Raw genomic sequence first — 18,935 nt, 5'->3', positions numbered from 1 at the left:
CACCCGTGACAAGAACAAGGAGAATCATCTTGGCCGCACGGCTCCTGATCGGCACCTTTGATAGCGCGAACTTGTTCGCGCGAGCGCTAGCTTCCGCCGACCGCCCGCTCCTCACGGATCGCCCATGAGCGGCTCTGCGCCACGCTACGATCTGGTCAGCCTGAACGTCTTCCGGGCGGTGGCCCAGGAGCGCAACGTCACCCGCGCCGCGCGGCTCTGCCATCTGGCGGTCTCCGCCGTGAGCAAGAGAATCAGCGAACTGGAAGACCAGGTCGGGGTGCCGCTGTTCATCCGTCATGCCCGTGGCATGGGCCTCACCCCGGCCGGCGAGACCATGCTGCACTATGTGGAGCGGGTCCATGGCGATCTGCGGCTCATGCAGCTGGAGCTCAACGAGCACGGCAGCGGCGCCACTGGTCATATCCGCCTCCAAGCCATCACTTCCGCGCTGACCAACCACCTGACCCCGGACCTTGCCAGCTTCATGGGCCTCTATCCGCGGGTCGATTTCGACATCGAGGAGCGGGTGGGCGGCAGCATCGTCCAGGCGGTCGCCGAAGGCCGGGCGGATGTGGGCATCGTCGCGGCCGATACCGCCGCCCTGGACCTGGAGACCTTCGTCTATCGCCGCGAGCGACTGGTGGTGATCGCCGCCGCGGATCACCCCCTGGCCGGGCACGAACGGGTAAGCTTCGCCGAGACCCTGGACCACGAATTCATCGGCCCCCATGTGGAAAGCTCGATGAACGCCCTGCTCTCGCGCCAGGCGACGCTGCTCGAGCGCGGCATCCGTCAGCGCGTGCGCATCAGCAGTTTCGAGGCGATGTGCCGGCTGGCGGCGATTCGCCTGGGCCTGTGCGTACTGCCCGAATCCATCGTGCGGCCCTATCTCAAGCCGATGAAGCTGGTGGCCCTGGAGCTGGACGAAGCCTGGGCCAGCCGCGCCATCGTGGTGGTGGTGCGGCGCTACAGCGCGCTGTCGCCCGTGGCCAAGGCCTTCGTCGGTCACCTGCGTCCCTGAACCCTGCTACCGGATCCCTGAACAACGCCATGCCGACCTCCCGCTTCGCGCCTCGCCCCTGGTGGCCCACCCCCTTCGTCGGCCTGCTCGGCGGCTGGCTCGCCAGCCTGGTCCACTGGCCGTTGCCGTGGATCACCGGCGCCCTGATCGCGGTGACCCTCTGCCGCTGCCTGGGCTGGCGCATCACTGCCATTCCCCACGGCCGCCCAGCCGGGCAATGGCTGATCGCCACGGCCATCGGCCTGCACTTCACCCCGACGGTACTGACCGAGGTCGTCGGCCACCTGCCGCTGATGGCCCTAGCGGCGGTCGCCACCCTGCTGCTGGCGCTGCTCGGCATCAGGGTGGTGCAGCGCCTGGGCACGGAACGCAAGACCGCCTTCTTCGCCTTCATGCCAGCCAACTTCGCCGAGATGATCAATCTGGCCGAACGCCATGGCGCCGATGCGCCCAAGGTCGCCGCCGCCCATACCCTGCGCCTGGTGATCATCGTATTGGTGGTGCCGCCGGCCATGCTCTGGGGCGTACCGGACATCGCCCATGCGATCCACGTGCCGCCCCCGCCGGACTGGCGCTGGCTGGCACCGCTGCTGGCGGCCGGCCTGGTGGCGGCCCTGGCCTGGAAGCGCCGCGGCTGGCCCAATCCCTGGATGTTCGGCCCGCTGGCGCTGTGTTGCCTGGTCACCGCCTCCTGCGGCCTGGTCACCAGCCTGCCGCCGACGCTGAGCCACCTGGCCCAGGTGCTCATCGGCGTCACCCTGGGGTGCCACTTCGACCGCGCCTTCTTTCGCCGCGCGCCGCGCTTCCTACTGCTGGCAACCCTCTACACCCTGCTCTGCCTGGTCGCCACCTTCCTGATCGCCTGGCTGCTGGCCCAGGTGTTCGCCCTGCCCTTCACCACCCTGGGCCTGGGCATGACGCCGGGCAGCACCACCGAGATGTACCTGACGGCGGAGGCCTTAGGGCTGGGCGTGGGCACCGTCACTGCGATGCAGATCCTGCGGCTGGTGGTGGTCATGGCGGTGGCCGAGCCGCTGTATCGACGCTGGTGTGCGCGCTCGGTAGAGCCGGTGGGCAAGGAATCGCGCTAGCGTTGGCTGCTCAGCCCCGGTAACGCAGCGTCTCTACCAACGCGGCGAAGGCCGGTGAGGTCTGGCGGCGATTGGGGTAGTACAGGTGATAGCCCTGAAAGGTGGGGCACCACTCCGGCAGGATCTCCACCAGTTGGCCGGTGGCCAGATAGGGCGCTGCCAGCTCCTCGGGCACGTAGCCGATGCCGAGTCCGTCCAGGGCACTGTTGAGGACGTGCATGATGCTGTTGAACACCAGCGGGCCCTCGCCTCTGACCGTGAAAGCCTGACCGTCCCGCTCGAACTCCCAGGCGTAAACGGCACCGGACGGCCGATGGCGGATGTTGATGCAACTGTGCTCGGTCAATTGGTAAGGGGTGGCGGGCGGCGGCCGGCGGGCGCAATAGCCGGGCGTGGCGACCAGCGCCAGCCGCCAGTCACGACTGATGCGCACCGCGATCATGTCCTGGCTGATGGCCTCGCCCAGGCGGATGCCGGCGTCGAAACGTTCTTCCACCACGTTGGTGAAGCCATAGTCGACGTAGAGCTCCAGACGGACCTCCGGATATTGCTCGATGAAGGCTGCGAGCTTGGGGCGGATACACAACTGGATCTGGTCGTCGGTGCAGGTCAGGCGCAAGGTTCCGCGAGGGGTGTCGCGCCAGGCGCCGAGCGCCTCTACCTCCGCAGCGATCTGCTCCAGCAGCGGCGCTACCGAGCGCAGCAGGCGGTCACCGGCCTCGGTGGTCGACACATTGCGCGTGGTACGCGCCAGCAGTCGCACGCCAAGACGCTCCTCCAGCGCCCTCAGGCTATGACTGAGGGCCGAGGGCGTTACCCCCAGCCGCACCGCCGCCCGGGTGAAGCTGCGCTCCCGGGCGACCATAACGAATGCCTGCAGATCATCGACCTTGGCCTGACTCATTACTGAATTTTTCTCACAATCTCATAAAGAATCCCCCTACTAATCACCTAATCCCTTTTGCGTCAACCTTCTGGTCCCGCCGCGTGCGTCGTGCTCCGGCGCTCTGTTTCGGCCCCCTCCAGGAGATTGCCGTCATGAATACCCCTACTCCCCCCACTGACCTTGATCCGATCGAAGTCACCCCGGCCGGCGTCGGCCGACGCGAATTCGTCAAGGCAGCCGGCGCCAGCCTGGCCATGCTGGGCCTGCTGTCCGCTGGCGGCGTGTTGGCCGCTGATCCGGCGGTGCTGGGCCCGCCGGCGGACGCCGACAACTTCTTTCGCAGCGACCGGGTGCAGAGGCAGGCGGTGACCTTCAAGACCCAGTACCTCCTGCAGGTCACCGGCATTCTCGTCTCCCCGCTCGACGCGGCACCGGCGGCCGGCGCCCCAGCGATCGTCATCGGCCACCCCATGGGTGCAGTCAAGGAACAGAGCGCCCTGCTCTATGCGCAAAAGCTGGCGGAGCGCGGCTTCGTGACGCTGGCCATCGACCTACCGTTCTGGGGCGAAAGCCAGGGGCAGCCGCGCAACCTGGTGGCCCCGGAGCTCTACACCGAAGCCTTCAGTGCTGCCGTGGACTTCCTCGGCACCCACCCTGGCATCGACCGCGAGCGCCTAGGGGTCCTGGGGATCTGCGGTAGCGGTTGCTTCGCCCTCAATGCGGCCAAGATCGATCCGCGCCTCAAGGCCATCGCCACCGTCAGCCTGTATGACATGGGCGCCGTAACCCGCAATGGCCTCCGCCACTCGCAGAACCTGGAGCAACGCAAGGCGCTGGTCGCCAAGGCGGCGCAACAGCGCTACCGCGAATACAGCTCCGGCGAAGGCAGCTTCCTCGACTATCTGCCACAACGCCCAGACGCCACCACGGACGCGGTCACCCGGGAATTCTGGGAGTTCTACCGCACGCCACGAGGTCGGGCGGTGCCAGTTGGCATGACTCTGGAGCGCACCCAGAACCGCACGCTCACCAGTGAGATCCGCTTCATGAATTTCTATCCGCTGAGCAATCTGGAAATGATCGCGCCGCGCCCGTTGCTGTTCGTTGCCGGCGATCAGGCCCACTCGCGGGAGTTCAGTGAAGACGCCTACCGCCTCGCCAGCGGCGCCAAGGAACTGCTCTGGGTGCCTGGTGCCGGACATGTCGATCTCTATGACCGCGTCGGCCTGATCCCTTGGGATCGCCTGCACGCTTTCTTCCATCGCCACCTGGCCTGAGGTCCTAATGTCTTCCCCACAGCCAGATATCACTTACAAGGATGCCGCGGCCACAGCCGAACGCCCGGCCCAGTGGAGTGGCGTACTGGCCATGACCCTGGCCGTCTTCGCCCTGATCGCCTCGGAGTTCCTGCCGGTCAGCCTGTTGACGCCCCTGGCCGCCGACCTGGGTGTCAGCGAAGGCCTGGCGGGCTATGGCATCGCGGTATCCGGCGCCTGCGCGGTCGTTACCAGCCTGAGCATCACTCGCCTGGTCGGTCGCCTCGATCGCAAGATCCTGCTGCTGTCGCTCACGGCACTGATGGGCTTCTCCGGCATGGTGGTCGCGCTGGCCGGCAACTACCCCACGTACCTGCTCGGCCGGGCACTGATCGGGGTGGTGATCGGCGGCTTCTGGTCGATGTCGGCCGCCGTGGCCATGCGCCTGGTACCCGAGAACGAGGTGCCCAAGGCCCTGGCCATCTTCAATGGCGGCAACGCCCTGGCCACCGTGATCGCCGCGCCTCTGGGCAGCTACCTGGGCGGCGTCATCGGCTGGCGCGGCGCCTTCTTCTGCCTGGTACCCATCGCCCTCCTCGCCTTCTCCTGGCAGTGGTTGGGCCTACCGGCGCTGCCGGCGAACGGCAATAGCCGTGGCGCCACCAGCGCGCCGGGCCTGCTGCGGCGCCCCCTGGTGGCCATGGGCATGCTGGCGGTCGGCCTGTTCTTCATGGGTCAATTCAGTCTGTTCACCTATGTCCGGCCCTTCCTGGAGATGGTCACCGGCCTGGGAGTGACCAGCCTGTCACTGGCTCTGTTGGCACTGGGCCTCGCCGGTTTCGTTGGCACCCTGCTCATCGGCGGACTGATCCGCCGCGGCCTCTACACCACGCTGACGGTCATTCCGCTGCTGATGGCGGTTCTTGGCGTGGCGTTGGTCGTCTGCGGCAGCTCGGCCCCGCTGGTGCTCGGCGTGCTGAGCCTCTGGGGCCTGGTGGCCACCGCCGCGCCGGTGGGCTGGTGGGCCTGGCTTGCCCGCTCCCTGCCGGCGGACGCCGAAGCCGGTGGCGGCCTGATGGTCGCGGTGGTGCAACTGTCCATCGCTCTGGGTTCGATCCTGGGCGGCTTGCTGTACGACGGCCTGGGCTACCAGGCCACCTTTCTTACCGCAGCCCTGCTGCTGGTGATGGCCGTCGGGCTTACCCTCGCGACTGCGCGCCTGGCCGGGCGTACCCCGGCCTGACGGGCGACATCAGCCGCCCAGCAGCGGTCCCACCCGTGCCTCGGACTGACCGCTGGCGGCCAGCTCGCGGGCGACGAAGCCATTGCGGATCTGCTCGTCGAGAAAATCCCGGACGAAGGCCGCGCCGGCGCTGCGCCCCTTGGGCACGGCCATGGCCTGGCGAATCTCGGTGAAGCTGTCGGCCAGCACGCGGTAGCCGGCGTGGGCCCGGGCATAGGCCTCCAGCGGTTGGCGCACGCCGGCGGCGGCGTCCAGGCCCTCGTCGACGAACCAGTCCACCGCCGCCGCCGAGGTCGGCGCTCGCACCAGCTCGGCCTGGGTCAGGGTGCGGCTCAGGTAGAGGTCGTAGGCGGCGCCCTGCCCTACGGCGATGCGGCGGCCGGCCCGGTCCAGCTCGGCCACGCCCTGGGCCGGGTCGGCGTCCCGCAGCAGATAGGTGCCCTCGATGATCACGTAGGGATGGCTGAAGTCGATCTGCGCCGCCCGTACCGGTTCGATGGCCAGGAAGGCCAGGTCCCAGGCGTCTTCTTCGAGGACGGCGAAGACCTTGCCGGCGGCGTCGTAGGTGCTGAATTGCACGGGCACGCCCAGGCGCTCGGCCAGGGCGTGGGCCAGGGCCGCGGAGACCCCGGCCGGCTGGCCATCGGCACCGCGCTGCGCCAGCACCGGATTGCCGTAGTTGATCGCCGTCCGTAGCGCGCCCTGGGGGGCGAGGTCCGCGAGTACCGCTGAGCTGGGGGTCATGGGAAAACTCCTTGGAGGTCAGGTGGTGGCCGCGGCGGCGCGGGTGTCGTCGCCACGGTCGAGGCGGATCAGCAGGGTCATGATGAAGGCGATCGCCAGCAGCGCACTGAGAAACAGCAGGCCCGCCGAGGCGCTCTGGGTGTTGCCCTTCACCATGCCGATCATGAAGGGTCCGACAAAGCCGCCCAGGTTGCCAATGGAATTGATCACGGCGATGGATACCGCCGCCGTGGAGCGGCTGAGAAACAGCGTCGGCAGCGCCCAGAACGGCGACTTGAAGCTGTACAGACCGGCCAGCGCCAGGCTGATCAAGCCGATCGCCAGGTAAGGCTCGCGCACCAGTCCGGCCCCCACCAGCGCCACCGCCGCGACTGCCAGCGGTAAGGCCGAGTGCAGACGCCGCTCGCCGAGGCGATCCGAACGCCGCGACCAGGCGATCATCATCAGGGTGGCGACGATATAGGGGATGGTGGCGATGAGGCCGATCTGGGTATGACTCAGCGTGGACGAGAACCCCTTGATGATCTGCGGCATCCAGTAGCCTACGCCCAGGCTGCCGCACTGATAGACGAAGTAGATGAAGGCGAGGTAGAGCACCTTGGGATTGCTCATGGCCTTGAGCGCGCCGAAATGCTTGACGTCCTTGCGCGCCTGGCGATCACGCTCCAGCTCGGCGAGTAGCCAGACCTTTTCTTCATCTGCCAGCCAGCGCGCCTGTTCGGGCCAATCGGTGAGATAGAGATAGCACAGCACACCGAGGAACACCGCCGGGATGCCTTCGAGGAACAGCATCCAGCGCCAGCCACTCCAGCCCAGCCAGTGGACGTTGTCCATGATCCAGGTCGAGAGCGGCGCGCCGATGATGTAGGAGACCGGGATCGCCGCGGTGAAGAGGGCTACCGTGGTGGCCAGTTCGCGGGAGCGGAACCAGTAGGTCAGGTAGACGATGATCCCGGGAAAGAAACCCGCCTCGGCCACCCCCAGCAGAAAGCGCAGGACATAGAGGTGCATGGCGGTCTGGGCGAAGGCCGTGGCCGCGGCGATCACCCCCCAGGTGACCAGGATGCGCGCGATCCACACCCGCGCGCCGAAGCGTTCGAGCATGACATTGCTCGGCACCTCGAACAGGAAGTAGCCGATGAAGAAGATACCCGAGACGAAGCCGAAGACCTCACTGGACAGGGCCAGCTCGGCGTTCATCTGCAACGCCGCATAGCCGATGTTGGCCCGATCCAGATAGGAGACGATATAGAGCAGGAAGACGAAGGGGATGATGCGCCAGGTCACCTTGCGGATGACGGCCTGCTCCCGGGTCGCGGGGTTGGTGTTCATGGGGGCCTCACAGGGCCGCGCCGAGGCGGCCGCTCTTGTTGTTGTAGGATGCGGCGAGGATCTTCAGCGACTGAAGACCAGGCACACCGGGCTGCCGCAGCGCACCACCGTGCCCGTGGGTTCGAGGATCCCCCGGGTCTCGTCGACCAGGAAGGCGACGATGCTGTCGCTGTCTTCGTTGAGGGCGAACAGCTGGCGGCCATCCGGTGCCAGGGCGAAGGCGCGTGGCGTGCGGCCCCCGCTCGCCAGGCTGCCGAGCGGCGTCGGCAGCCCGCTCTGGGGATCCAGCGTGAAGACCGTCAGGCTGTCGTGGCCGCGATTGGAGGTGTAGAGCAGGCGCCCGCTGCGATCCAGTTCGATCGCCGCCGCCCGGCTGTTGCCGGTGAAGCTGGCCGGCAGCGTCGAGTGGATGGCCAGGGGTTCGAGGACACCGCAGCGAGCATCGAAGGCATAGGCGGTGAGGGTCGAATCCAGCTCATTGACCACATAGGCCCGCGGCAGGCGCGGATGGCAGACCAGATGCCGCGGCCCCGCGCCTTCGCGGGTCGCCACCTCGGCCACCGGCACCAGCCGCCCGTCGTGAAAGGCAAAGCTGAAGATCCGGTCCAGTCCCTTGTCCGGCACCAGCACGAAGCGGCCGCTGGGATCGAAGGGATTGCAGTGCGGCTTGGCATGGGGCTGTTCCTGGCGGTGCGGCCCGGGCTCACCCTGCAGCTCCAGCAGCTGGACCAGCGGCTCCAGTCGGCCATCTTCCGCTATGGGCAGGACGGCGAGACTGCGACCGAGGTGATTGCTCACCACCAGGTGGCGATCGTCCGGCGCCAGCGCCAGGTGAACCGGATTGCGACCGCCGCTCGCTTGCTGGTTGAGCAGAGTCAGGCATCCGCTCGGGCGGTCGACGGCGAAGGCGCTGACCGCCTGTTCGTCGCCATGCACCGTATAGAGACGGTCACCCGCCCGATTGAGGGTCAGGTAGGACGGATTGATCAGGTCACCGACCACCTGGACGAGTTCCAGCGCGCCTGCGGGCGTGACCCGGTAAACGCTGATTCCCTCCCCGCGGGCCTGACGGGCACGGGTGGTTCGGCTGCCGACATAGGCGTACATAGGGCTCTCCTGGCACCGGCTGGAAAGGTCCGACGTCGGCGCCATGGCGACCGTCAGACCCGCTTGCGCCACCTTAGGCAACCCGCTGCCCAGCGAAAATTGACCTTTGGCCAACGCAGCGTTCGCGCCCGGCGAACGCTCGCCAGGTGCCTGTTTCAGCGTTCGCTGTAGGGCACGCCGCCGCGCGCCTTGTCTTCCGGCTCGGCCTCGACGATCTGCACGATGACGCGGTCGGCAGCCACGCCGAAGCTATCCACCACCGCCTCGGTGATGCGTTTCATCAACAACTTCTTCTGTTCGGCACTACGACCTTTTACGGCGTGAACGATGATTTCCGGCATGGGTGTCTCCTAGGACTGGGTACGGTGTTCGGCGGCGATCGGGCGCGTTTCGCCCGTCTCTACCAGGGTGCGGGTGGCGTCGGCCGAGCCGTAGATCCAGAGGATCTTCATGGGCTCGGTCGCCGAGGCATTGCGAAAGCGATGGGGCACCCCGGTGGGGATATAGGTGACGTCCTGGGGTGCGAGGGCGAATTCCTGGCCGTCGATGTCGAAGATCGCCCGGCCCTCCACCAGCATCACGCTCTCCTCGCAATTGTGGAAATGGAAGGGAATCTGCGCCCCACCCAGGAATTCGGTGTAGCCGTTGATGAAGGTTTGCGCCCCCAGGCCAGCGGTCACCAGCGGCGTGGTAGCAGCGCCACCGCCACGGTCGTGCCTGGCGATGGCCTCGGGCTTGAGCAGCCAGGCAGCGGAATCCGTCTTGATCATGGAAAACTCCTAGTAGTCAGGGTTGGACGTCTTGCCAGACGGCCTCGACGTTGGTGAATTCGCGGATACCCCACTCGCCCAGTTCGCGGCCATAGCCAGACTGCTTGATGCCGCCGAAGGGCACCCGCAGATCCAAGTCCACCAGGGCATTGATGAACACCGCGCCGGCCACCTCCCTGGCATCGATCAGCAGGATCGCCACCAGGCCGGTGGGCAGGTCCTCGGCAAACGCCTGCTCCAGCAGCCCGGCACGTTGCTAGCGTGCGCGAGGAGAACGCCATTGCCGGCTGCCAGCGCCGGTGCGGCGAAACGGACGACCTGCCAGACCGGATAGTTCCAGGGCATCACCGTGAGCGCCACGCCGAGCGGTGCGTAGACCACCAGCCGTAGGCGGTGGCGCTGGCCACAGGGGTATCGGCGAGGCAGCCGGGCGCCCGCCCGGCGTAGAACTCGCAGCTCAGCGCGGACTTCCCGAGCTCCGCCTCGGCTTCCACCAGCGGCTCGCCCATCTCGCTGGCGCTGAGTCGCGCCTGGGTGTCGCGACCGGCGCGCAGGAGGGCGGCCAAGCGAACCAGAGCCGCGCAGTGCTGCGCCAGGCGCGTCTCGACCTGGGCCGGCGCATGGGCGTGGTAGGTCGCGATGGCGGCTCCGGTGGCGGGGTTGAAAGCTTCGATCATGGACGAACCCCATTTGTTTTTTATTATACTGAAAGACAATCATAACGACGACTCTGAGCAGCGCAGCCATAACCCTATCGAGGCTCAGCCAGAGAACAACCCTCTCCAGGCACTGATTGGTACTTTGTAATCACGTTACACCAAAACGGATTCACCGAGCAAACCGTACCCGACCTTGGCGTAAGAGGTACCCGGTCTCGACCGGACGCGAATGAACCGGAAACAGACACTTGATCCGCCACCCACTCATCCGGGCAGGATCAGCCCGGCGCGCTCAGGCGTTGCAACTCCGCGTGGGCTTTGGCGAGGGTGGGCGCGGCGACAAGGAGCCTCGCCGGACGCGCGAGCGCTCGCCACCCCGCACCCGGCGGGTGGGCGCAAGGAGGGGTGGTCCAGATGGACTTCCTTGGCAGGAGCGACCTGGTTTAGCGGGCCAAGGCATGCGGCCCGGCGTAGCGTGGCCTTGTCCCGAGTAAAAGCCCGATCAGCTCGCGTGGATCACGGTGGCGTCGGGGTCCAGAGGTCGACGGCGCTGGCGTCCACCGCGCTGGGCAGCAACCTGGCGGCGTGGAAGGCATCGGCGATGCGCTGCTGCTCGCCGAGGGCCGCGCGACTAACTGGCTGGACATCGTAGGTACGGCGGCTGTTGGCCAGCTCGACGGTGCCTTCGTCCAGGCGGCCCCACTGAGGACCGAGGAGGCGTGCCGCCTCGGCGGGGTGTTGCTTCACCCACTGGCCGGTGCGCTGCAATTCGGCGAAGACCAGGGCCAGCACCTCGGGATGGCCCTGGGCATAGGGCGTGGCGGCCAGGTAGTAGCGCTGGTAGCTGGCCAGCCCCTCGCCCGAGGCGAGGATGCGGACGTGCTGCTGGCGCTGGGCGCTGGCGACGAAGGGCTCCCAGGTCACCCAGGCGTCCACCTTGCCGTTCTCCAGGGCGGCACGACCGTCCGCCGGAGTGAGATAGGCCGGCTGGATGTCGGCGAAGCTCAGGCCGGCCTTCTGCAAGGCGGCGATCAGCAGGTAGTGGCTACCGGCGGCCTTGGTCACGGCGATGCGCTTGCCCTTGAGATCGGCGAGGGTCTGGAGCGACGAGCCCTTCGGGACCAGGATGGCCTGAGCCTGGGGCGACGGCGTCTCCCGGGCGAAATAGGTGAGCTTGGCGCCCGCCGCCTGGGCGAACACCGGCACGGTGTCGGCGACGTCGGCGGAGAGATCCACGTTGCCGACGTTGAGCGCTTCCAGCAGCGGCAGGCCGCTGGAGAATTCGTGCCAGCTGAGAGTGACGCCCTGGGCCGCCAGGTCGCGTTGCAGGGTGCCCTGCTCCTTGAGCAGCACCAACAGGGTGGAGGATTTCTGGTAACCGATACGCAGGGTGGTATCGGCCTGGGCGGCGCAGGCGAGGCCCAGCAGACCCAGGGCGAGCAGCCCTCGGCGCAGCCCTGCGCGGAACGAAAAGCGGATAGCGGCCATGAGTGCCTCAGCGGACGGCGAATGAATGCCGGCCACGATAAGGAATAAGCAAAGGTCGGCTTAATACCGATTAGGAATTTGGTTAGAGATGAGCGTCACGTCCGCGAAGGCCCTAACGTTATTCCGAAAGGCTATTTAAAGCTCCATGTCCCTTGAAGCTAACGTATAACCACCGGACCACCGGATCTCTCCTTTCGCCTTGAACCCGAGGACCCCATGGCTGAGCTCCGGACTCTTCTCCCCGCGGGGGCACCCGCCCCATGACCGCCCCCGCCAAGCAGGTGCTGCTCAACGCCTTCAACATGAACACCGTGGGCCACATCAACCACGGCCTCTGGACGCATCCACGCGACACCTCCAGCCGCTACCACACCCTCGGTTACTGGACCGAGCTGGCCCAATTGCTGGAACGCGGGCTGTTCGATGGGCTGTTCATCGCCGACATCCTGGGCGTCTACGACGTCTATGGCGGCAATGTCGACCTGACCCTGCGCGAATCCATCCAGTTGCCGGTCAACGACCCCTTCCTGCTGGTCTCGGCCATGGCCGCCAGCACCCGGCACCTGGGTTTCGGCCTGACGGCCAACCTCACCTACGAGCCGCCTTATCCCTTCGCCCGCCGCCTTTCCACCCTGGATCACCTGAGCGAAGGCCGTGTCGGCTGGAACATCGTCACCGGCTACCTGGACAGCGCCGCCCGTGCCATGGGCCTGGACCAGCAGATCGCCCACGACCGCCGCTACGACCAAGCCGACGAATACCTGGAAGTGCTCTACAAGCTGCTCGAAGGCAGCTGGGCCGACGACGCCGTGGTCCGTGACCGCGTCCAGCGGATCTATGCCCGTCCCGAGCGGGTGCGCAAGGTCGTGCACCACGGCGAATTCTTCGACGTCGAGGGCTATCACCTCTGCGAGCCCTCGCGGCAACGCACCCCGGTGCTGTTCCAGGCCGGCTCCTCGGATCGCGGCCTGGCCTTTGCCGGGCGCCATGCCGAGTGCGTGTTCATCTCCGGGCAGGACCAGGCCGCCACCCGTGCCCAGGTCGAGCGGGTCCGGGGCGCGGCAGTGGCCGCCGGCCGCCGCGCGGATGACGTCAAGCTGTTCATGGGCCTGACGGTGATCGTCGCTCCCACCGCCGCCGAAGCCCGCGACAAGCACGCCGAATACCTGAGCTACGCCAGCCCCGAGGCCGGCGTCGCTCATCACTCCGCCTCGGTGGGCATAGATCTCGCCGCCTATGGCCTCGACGAACCCATCCGCCCGCAAAGGACCGAGGCCATCGAGTCGGCGCTCAAGCGCCTGGTGGCCAAGGACGCCGGCTGGACCCGCCGCAAGCTGCTGGAGCAGCACGCCCTCGGTGGCCGCTACACCGCCCTGGTCGGCGATCCCCAGCAGGTGGCCGATGCCCTGCTTGGCTGGATCGACGAGACCGGGCTGGACGGCTTCAACCTGGCCCGCACCGTCACCCCCGAGTGCTACGGCGACTTCATCGATCTGGTGATCCCGGAGTTGCAGACCCGGGGTCGCTACAAGACCGCCTACGCCGAGGGCAGCTTCAGACACAAGCTGTTCGGCCGGGGCGACCACCTCGACACCCGCCATTCCGGCGGCCGTTTCCGCCAGGACTGGCCTCTCAAGGACGCCCTATGACCCGCCTCAAACCCCTGCTCTTCGCCCTCGGCCTCTTCAGCACCGCGGCCCTGGCCGCGCCTCTCAAGATCGGCACCACCGCCGCCTTCGCTCCGCCGCTTGAAGTCGCGGTGCAGGAGGCCAAGGCCGCCGGGGTGGAGGTGGAGATCGTCGAATTCAGCGACTGGATCGCCCCCAACACCAGCCTCGCCAACCATGACATCGACGCCAACTACTACCAGCACATCCCCTTCCTGGAGAACGCCAAGCGCACCGCCGGCCATGACCTGGTGGCGGTGGCGCCGGGGATCATCAACAACGTCGGGCTCTATTCGAAGAAGTACCGCACCCTGGCCGAGGTACCCAAGGGCGCGCGGGTGGCTATCGCCAACGACGCCATCAATGGCGGCCGTGGCCTGTTGCTGCTGGAGAAGGCCGGCTTCATCACCCTCAAGCCCGGCGTCGGCTACCACGCCACCCTGGCGGACATCACCGGCAATCCGCGCGACATCCAGATCGTCGAACTGGAGGCCGTGCAGCTGGCCCGCTCACTGGACGACGTCGACGTGGCCCAGGGTTATCCGCACTACCTGCGCCTGGCCAAGACCATAGATCCCAACCAGGCCCTGCTCTTCGATGGCCTCGACCACCCGGAGTACGTCATCCAGTTCGTCGCCCGCCAGGACAACAAGGACGATCCGCGCCTGGCCAAGCTGATCGACCTCTACCAGCACTCGCCCAAGGTCCGCGCCGCCCTGGACCAGGCCCACGGCACCCTCTACCAGCCGGGCTGGAAGGACTGATCTCCATCCCGTTCTCTCAGCGAGAACGGCACCTGAACAACGTCACAGTTTTCCACGACGAAGGCGCAGCGCCCCCTATTCCGCCCCCCGTCGGGCAGGTCCATGAATTCCTCGATGAGGATGCGCACGCCCTGCCCCAAGAGCAAGGCACGCAGCTCCGCCGGCGGGTGGGAGTCGTAGAAGAACGGCTGGTCGAACATGGTATCGACGAAGGAATCCGCCGCCGAGCCGCCCGCCGTCAGCATCAGCCGTCCCCCTTGGGGAAGCCCGGCGATCACTCGCGCCAGGAGGGTCGCGTGCCAGCGGCGCTCCAGATGGAACAGCGAATCCCACAGCAGCGCGCCCTGGTAGCGTTCGGCGCAGGCGTAGGTTTCCAGCCGCGCCTCGATCCAGCGCTGCTTGGGAAATTCCCGCCGCGCATGGGCCAGCATGGCGGCCGCCTGGTCGACACCCAGTACCCGATGCCCCTGGGCGAGAATGGCGGCGGCGACCGGTGTGCCGGTGCCGCAGCCCAGATCGAGCAGGGTGGCGCCGGGTTCGAGCTTTTCCAGGAGCACCTCAAGGTAGCGACGCTCGTCGTCCCTGAGGCTGACGCGGGCCTGGCGAAAGGTGTCGGCGATGGCGTTGTAGGAGGTCTTGTTCATGGCGTGGGCTCCCCGGTTGTCCCGGGAGCTTAGCCCACCCCCAGGTAGGCCGCCTGCACCGCCTCGCGCGTCAGGCCAGTGCCGGGCACGCCGGACTGCACCACCCGCCCGCTTTCCAGCACGAAGGCCTGGTGGGCGTAGTCGAGGGCGATAGCGCTGTTCTGCTCGGCCATCAGCACGCTCAGGCCCTCCTCCCGGTTCAGCCGGGCGACGCTGTCGAAGATCTCCTCCACCAGCAGCGGCGCCAAGCCCATGGAGGGTTCATCCAGCAGCAACAGGCGGGGCCGCGCCATGAGCGCGCGCCCCAGGGCGATCATCTGCTGCTCGCCGCCCGAGGTCAGACCCGCCAGCTGCCGGCGCTTGCCGGCCAGGCGGGGAAACCAGGCATAGATCCGCTCCAGTTCCGCGCGCTGCGCGGCGCGCCCGAGGCGGCGGACGAAACCGCCGCTGAGCAGATTTTCCTCCACGCTGAGTGGCCCGAAACAGTGGCGCCCTTCCAGCACCTGGACCAGTCCGGCACGGACCCGGGCATCGGCCGACTGGCCCGCGAGCTCCCGTCCCTCGTAGCGGATCGCGCCGCGGACCAGGGCGCCGCGGGCGGCGCCGAGCAGCCCCGAGAGGGCCTTGAGCGTGGTGCTCTTGCCGGCGCCATTGGCGCCCAGCAAGGCTACGATCTGGCCCTGGCCGACCACTAGACTGACGCCATCGACGGCCAGAATGGCGCCGTCGTAACGGACTTCGATGGCCTCGACCGCCAGCAAGGGGGTGGTCGTCATGGGTCAGCTCTCCTTGCTGCAGTCGCGCGGGGTGATGCCCTTTTCCTTGGCGTACTGCCTGGCCGAGGCCTCGATGATCGGTCGCAGGAAGGCGCGATCGGCCTGTACCCAATCGCTGACCAGGTTCCATTTCTCGCCATCCCACTGCTGGATGCGGATGGCGCCGCCGCCTTCGTGGTCGGCGCAGGAGAGCGTGAGCGGCTGCACCAGGCCCTTGGCGCCCAGGGCCTGCAGGCGGGCGTCGTCCAGCTTCAGGTGTTCGAAACCCCAGCGCACCTGCTCGCCGCTGAGGGGCTTGTCGCCATACTTGGCCTGGGCCAGGCGTAGGGCCTCGACATTGAGGATGCCGTTGACCACGCCGAGGTTGTAGTAGACGGTGCCGAAGCGCTTGGGATCGGCGAGGTCGCTCTGCCCAGTGGCCACCACGTCGCGATCGATGCCCTGCAGCACCGGGAAGGCGGTACCCGAGGGGTGAGTGGTGATGGCCAGGAAGCCCTTGGCCGCCGCGCCGGCCGGACGCACGTCCTCCTCGGAGTTGCTCCAGATGTTGCCGATGATGTGGTCGACCGGGAAGCCGACTTTCTGCGCGGTCTTGATCGCCACCGGGTTCATCACGCCCCAGCCACGCAGGATCACCCAGTCCGGCTTGATCCGGCGGATGTTGAGCCACTGGGATTGCTGCTCGTTGCCTGGGTGCGGCACTTCCAGCAGGGTCAGCTGGAAGCCGTAGCGATCCGCCAGCTTCTGCAGCACCTCGTTGGTCTCCTTGCCGTAAGGCGAGCCGTGGTAGAGGGTGACGATCTTCTTGCCCTTGAGGCTGGCCTCGCCACCGCCCTGCTGGGCGATCCAGTTGAGGATGGCCGAGACCTCCGAATAGGGATTGAGCTGCAGCGGGAAGACATAGGGAAAGACGCTGCCATCGGTGGAGTCGGTGCGGCCGTGGTTGATGGTGATCAGCGGCAGTCGGTCGGCGGTGGACCTGTCCAGAGTGGCGTAGGCGATGCCCACCGACAGCGGATTGGTGGCGGCCGCGGGCGCACCGTCACGGCCGTTCTTCAGTCGCTCGTAGCATTCCACGCCCTTCTCGACGATGTACTCGGTCTCGCACTCGCTCCACACCAGCTTGACGCCATTCACCCCGCCATTGGCGTTGACGTATTTCAGGTAGTCGATGAAGCCACCGAAGAAGCCGGTGCCGCCTGCCGCATAGGGGCCGACGCGATAGCTCTGCAGCGGGAAGTATTGCTCGCCGGCGGCCTGCACCGGACCGAAGGAACTGAGGCCCAGGGCCAGGACGAGGCTGCCGAGCAGATGACGTTTGAACATGGGGACTTTCCTCGTGGGGGGTGTTGGGCCGGCGAGCCTGGCCGCCGGCGAAAGGGGTCAGGCGCGGCGCAGGCGCTGCCAGCCGCGGGTGGCGAGGCGGGTCAGGCCCTCGGGTTCCTTGATCAGCACCAGGATGATCAGGGCGCCGAACGCCATCTTCTGCAGGTTCTCCAGCTGGCCGGCGGCGATGAGGTCGGCGGGCAGCCAGCCGGCCAGGTTGGAGAGCAGCAGCGGAAACAGCACCATGAAGGCGGCGCCATAGAGGCTGCCGGCCAGGCTGCCGAGTCCGCCGAGGATGACGATGAAGAGGATCTGGAAGGAACGACTCAAGTCGAAGCCGTGGGGCTCCACGGTGCCCAGGTAGGTAAAGGCCCAGAGCGCCCCGGCGACGCCGAGGTAGAAGCCGCTCAGGGCAAAGGCCAGCAGCTTGGCCCGCACCACCGACAGGCCCATCACCGCGGCGGCGGTTTCCCGGTCGCGCACCGCCATCCAGGTACGGCCAAGTTCGCCGTGCACCAGTCGCGCGGCGAAGGCGAACAGCACCAGGACCACCAGCAGGGTGGCCAGGTAGCGACCCAGCGGCCCGCCGAAATCCTGGCCCAGCAGCACCAGCGGCGGCGCGCTGATCACCCCCGAGGCACTGCCATGGGAAAACCAGTCGAAGCGGGTCAGGGCCCAGAGGATGAAGAACTGTGCGGCCAGGCTGGAGACGATCAGGTAGAAGCCGCGGATCCTCAGGCTGGGCAGGCCGAACAGCAGCGACACCAAGGCCGCCAGCAGCCCGCCAGCGAACAGGCACAGCGGCAGGGGCCAGCCCAGGCGTACCTGGAGGTTGTAGGTGGCGAAGGCGCCGATCGCCATGAAGGCGGCCGAGCCCAGCGACAGCTGCCCGGCATAGCCGGTGAGCAGGTTGAGTCCCAGCCCGGCCAGGGCCAGCACCAGGAAGGGAATCAGCAGGGCATTGAACAGGTAGTCGCTGCCGACCCAGGGCAGCACGGCAAAGGCCAGGACCAGGAAGGCGGCCAACGCCAGAGGCGCGGGTCGCACAGCGGGTGCACGGGAGGCCAGCGGACGCGCCGGCAGCGCGTCGAGGGAGGTAGTCATGGAAGGTCCTCTAGACGCGCTCGACGGTGGGTTCGCCGAACAGGCCAACCGGTCGAATCAGCAGGAATACCAGGGCGAAGGCGTAGGGAAACCAGTTCTCCAGGCCACCGCCGATGAGGGGGCCGAGATAGACCTCGGCGAGCTTTTCGCTGGCGCCGATCAGCAGGCCGCCGACGATGGCCCCGCTGACCGAGGAGAAGCCGCCGATGATCAACACCGGCAGCGCCTTGAGCACGATCAGCGACAGCGAGAACTGCACCCCCAGCCGCGCGCCCCAGAGCAGGCCCGCCACCAGGCCGACGCAACCGGCCACCGCCCACACCAGCGCCCAGATGCGCGGCAGGCGGATACCCACCGCCTGGGCCGCCAGGGGATCATCGGCCACGGCGCGCAGCGAGATGCCCAGGCGGGTACGCTCGAACAGCAGCGACAGCCCGATCACCAGCACCGCCGCCACCGCCGCGGCGAACAGGTCGAAGCTCGACAGCAGCAGCTCGCCCAGCTCCAGCGGACGGTCCTCGATACCCAGGTCCAGGCCGTGCACCTGGGCGCCCCACAGCGCCTGGGCGGCGCCCTCGATGAAATAGGCCAGCCCCAGGGTGGCCATGAACAGCACCAACGGCGAGCGATTCACCAGCGGCCGCAGCACCGTGCGCTCCACCGCCACCGCCAGCAGCACCATGACGCCCAGGGTGCTGAGCAGCGACAGCCAGCCGGGCACGCCGCGCTCCACCAGGCTGACGTAGGTCAGGGCAGCGAACAGCAGCATGGCGCCCTGGGCGAAGTTGAACACCCCCGAGGCCCGGTAAATGAGTACGAAGCCCAGCGCCACCAGGGCATACATCACCCCGGCGAGCAGGCCGCCGAGCAAGACTTCCAAGAAAAACGCCATGGTTTTCTCCCTGAGGCGTCCAGTGTCCTTAGAAGCTGTTTACGATCTCGCGAGCTAGAGCCAAACAAGGCGGAAAGGCCTGAGGAAGCGGATCGGACCCGCGCTCGGGTTTACGAGTGGTAAATGAGCATTCCGAAGGCATTTCTAACGCCGGTTGGCCGACGC

General features: G+C 67.3%; 21 protein-coding genes. 6 read left to right on the top strand and 15 right to left on the bottom strand.

The window, feature by feature from the left end; translation table 11 throughout:
* Positions 1 to 124 precede the first annotated feature (124 nt).
* Complete coding sequence (locus tag RCF34_RS20940; RefSeq protein WP_308709911.1) at positions 125 to 1,021, top strand: LysR family transcriptional regulator; 897 nt, start codon at positions 125 to 127, stop codon at positions 1,019 to 1,021.
* Positions 1,022 to 1,050: 29 nt separating this feature from the next.
* Complete coding sequence (locus RCF34_RS20935; protein ID WP_308709910.1) at positions 1,051 to 2,112, top strand: AbrB family transcriptional regulator; 1,062 nt, start codon at positions 1,051 to 1,053, stop codon at positions 2,110 to 2,112.
* 10 nt (positions 2,113 to 2,122) lie between these two features.
* Here RCF34_RS20935 and RCF34_RS20930 read toward each other — a convergent pair whose 3' ends face one another.
* The gene (locus RCF34_RS20930; RefSeq protein WP_308709909.1) at positions 2,123 to 3,016 is read right to left on the bottom strand and encodes a LysR family transcriptional regulator; all 894 of its coding nucleotides are present in this window, start codon (positions 3,014 to 3,016) and stop codon (positions 2,123 to 2,125) included.
* 236 nt (positions 3,017 to 3,252) lie between these two features.
* On the opposite strand from RCF34_RS20930, the gene RCF34_RS20925 reads away from it, so the two are divergent.
* On the top strand, positions 3,253 to 4,275 hold the full coding sequence (locus tag RCF34_RS20925; RefSeq protein ID WP_374941224.1) for an alpha/beta hydrolase: 1,023 nt from the start codon (positions 3,253 to 3,255) through the stop codon (positions 4,273 to 4,275).
* A gap of 7 nt (positions 4,276 to 4,282) precedes the next feature.
* Positions 4,283 to 5,497 carry an MFS transporter gene (locus RCF34_RS20920; RefSeq protein ID WP_374941221.1) on the top strand — a complete coding sequence of 405 codons (1,215 nt, stop codon included), beginning with the start codon at positions 4,283 to 4,285 and terminating at the stop codon, positions 5,495 to 5,497.
* Between the two features lie 9 nt (positions 5,498 to 5,506).
* Here the strand turns inward: RCF34_RS20920 and RCF34_RS20915 are convergent, their stop codons facing one another.
* The 9 genes from RCF34_RS20915 to RCF34_RS20880 form a co-directional block, all read right to left on the bottom strand.
* Positions 5,507 to 6,241 (bottom strand): transporter substrate-binding domain-containing protein, encoded by a 735-nt coding sequence (locus RCF34_RS20915; protein WP_308709907.1) that lies wholly within the window; start codon positions 6,239 to 6,241, stop codon positions 5,507 to 5,509.
* Between the two features lie 18 nt (positions 6,242 to 6,259).
* Entirely contained in the window at positions 6,260 to 7,573 is a 1,314-nt protein-coding gene (locus RCF34_RS20910; protein WP_308709906.1) for an MFS transporter, read from the bottom strand.
* Positions 7,574 to 7,636: 63 nt separating this feature from the next.
* Positions 7,637 to 8,680 carry a lactonase family protein gene (locus tag RCF34_RS20905; protein ID WP_308709905.1) on the bottom strand — a complete coding sequence of 348 codons (1,044 nt, stop codon included), beginning with the start codon at positions 8,678 to 8,680 and terminating at the stop codon, positions 7,637 to 7,639.
* 155 nt (positions 8,681 to 8,835) lie between these two features.
* A complete protein-coding gene (locus RCF34_RS20900) occupies positions 8,836 to 9,021 on the bottom strand; it encodes a tautomerase family protein (RefSeq protein WP_064309049.1) in 186 nt (61 codons plus the stop codon).
* Positions 9,022 to 9,030: 9 nt separating this feature from the next.
* Positions 9,031 to 9,450 (bottom strand): cupin domain-containing protein, encoded by a 420-nt coding sequence (locus RCF34_RS20895; RefSeq protein ID WP_308709904.1) that lies wholly within the window; start codon positions 9,448 to 9,450, stop codon positions 9,031 to 9,033.
* A gap of 16 nt (positions 9,451 to 9,466) precedes the next feature.
* Positions 9,467 to 9,652, bottom strand: coding sequence for an aldehyde dehydrogenase family protein (locus RCF34_RS20890; RefSeq protein WP_308709903.1), 186 nt, complete (start codon positions 9,650 to 9,652; stop codon positions 9,467 to 9,469).
* On the bottom strand, positions 9,637 to 9,810 hold the full coding sequence (locus tag RCF34_RS23195) for an aldehyde dehydrogenase family protein (RefSeq protein WP_374941220.1): 174 nt from the start codon (positions 9,808 to 9,810) through the stop codon (positions 9,637 to 9,639). The genes RCF34_RS20890 and RCF34_RS23195 overlap by 16 nt, the downstream gene beginning before the upstream one ends.
* On the bottom strand, positions 9,795 to 10,127 hold the full coding sequence (locus tag RCF34_RS20885) for an aldehyde dehydrogenase family protein (protein WP_308709902.1): 333 nt from the start codon (positions 10,125 to 10,127) through the stop codon (positions 9,795 to 9,797). Before RCF34_RS20885 ends, RCF34_RS23195 begins: the two co-directional genes overlap by 16 nt.
* A 498-nt stretch (positions 10,128 to 10,625) precedes the next feature.
* Positions 10,626 to 11,597 carry an aliphatic sulfonate ABC transporter substrate-binding protein gene (locus RCF34_RS20880; RefSeq protein ID WP_308709901.1) on the bottom strand — a complete coding sequence of 324 codons (972 nt, stop codon included), beginning with the start codon at positions 11,595 to 11,597 and terminating at the stop codon, positions 10,626 to 10,628.
* Between the two features lie 260 nt (positions 11,598 to 11,857).
* Between RCF34_RS20880 and RCF34_RS20875 the strand changes: the two genes are divergently transcribed.
* Complete coding sequence (locus RCF34_RS20875; protein WP_308709900.1) at positions 11,858 to 13,246, top strand: LLM class flavin-dependent oxidoreductase; 1,389 nt, start codon at positions 11,858 to 11,860, stop codon at positions 13,244 to 13,246.
* Positions 13,243 to 14,028: a MetQ/NlpA family ABC transporter substrate-binding protein gene (locus RCF34_RS20870; protein ID WP_308709899.1), complete on the top strand. Its 786-nt coding sequence runs from the start codon at positions 13,243 to 13,245 to the stop codon at positions 14,026 to 14,028. Before RCF34_RS20875 ends, RCF34_RS20870 begins: the two co-directional genes overlap by 4 nt.
* Here RCF34_RS20870 and RCF34_RS20865 read toward each other — a convergent pair.
* From RCF34_RS20865 to RCF34_RS20845, 5 genes are read right to left on the bottom strand one after another with little or no spacing between them, the layout of a single operon-like run.
* A complete protein-coding gene (locus tag RCF34_RS20865) occupies positions 14,004 to 14,672 on the bottom strand; it encodes a class I SAM-dependent methyltransferase (RefSeq protein WP_308709898.1) in 669 nt (222 codons plus the stop codon). The genes RCF34_RS20870 and RCF34_RS20865 overlap by 25 nt on opposite strands.
* A 29-nt stretch (positions 14,673 to 14,701) precedes the next feature.
* Positions 14,702 to 15,448: an ABC transporter ATP-binding protein gene (locus tag RCF34_RS20860; protein WP_308709897.1), complete on the bottom strand. Its 747-nt coding sequence runs from the start codon at positions 15,446 to 15,448 to the stop codon at positions 14,702 to 14,704.
* 3 nt (positions 15,449 to 15,451) lie between these two features.
* Positions 15,452 to 16,774 (bottom strand): ABC transporter substrate-binding protein, encoded by a 1,323-nt coding sequence (locus RCF34_RS20855; RefSeq protein WP_308709896.1) that lies wholly within the window; start codon positions 16,772 to 16,774, stop codon positions 15,452 to 15,454.
* Between the two features lie 57 nt (positions 16,775 to 16,831).
* On the bottom strand, positions 16,832 to 17,878 hold the full coding sequence (locus RCF34_RS20850; protein ID WP_308709895.1) for a branched-chain amino acid ABC transporter permease: 1,047 nt from the start codon (positions 17,876 to 17,878) through the stop codon (positions 16,832 to 16,834).
* Positions 17,879 to 17,888: 10 nt separating this feature from the next.
* A complete protein-coding gene (locus tag RCF34_RS20845) occupies positions 17,889 to 18,770 on the bottom strand; it encodes a branched-chain amino acid ABC transporter permease (RefSeq protein WP_308709894.1) in 882 nt (293 codons plus the stop codon).
* Between the last annotated feature and the right edge of the window lie 165 nt (positions 18,771 to 18,935).

This window comes from Pseudomonas sp. 102515 (assembly GCF_031085165.1).
Taxonomy (GTDB): Bacteria; Pseudomonadota; Gammaproteobacteria; order Pseudomonadales; family Pseudomonadaceae; genus Chryseomonas.
This window is presented reverse-complemented; position numbering and strand designations above follow the sequence as displayed.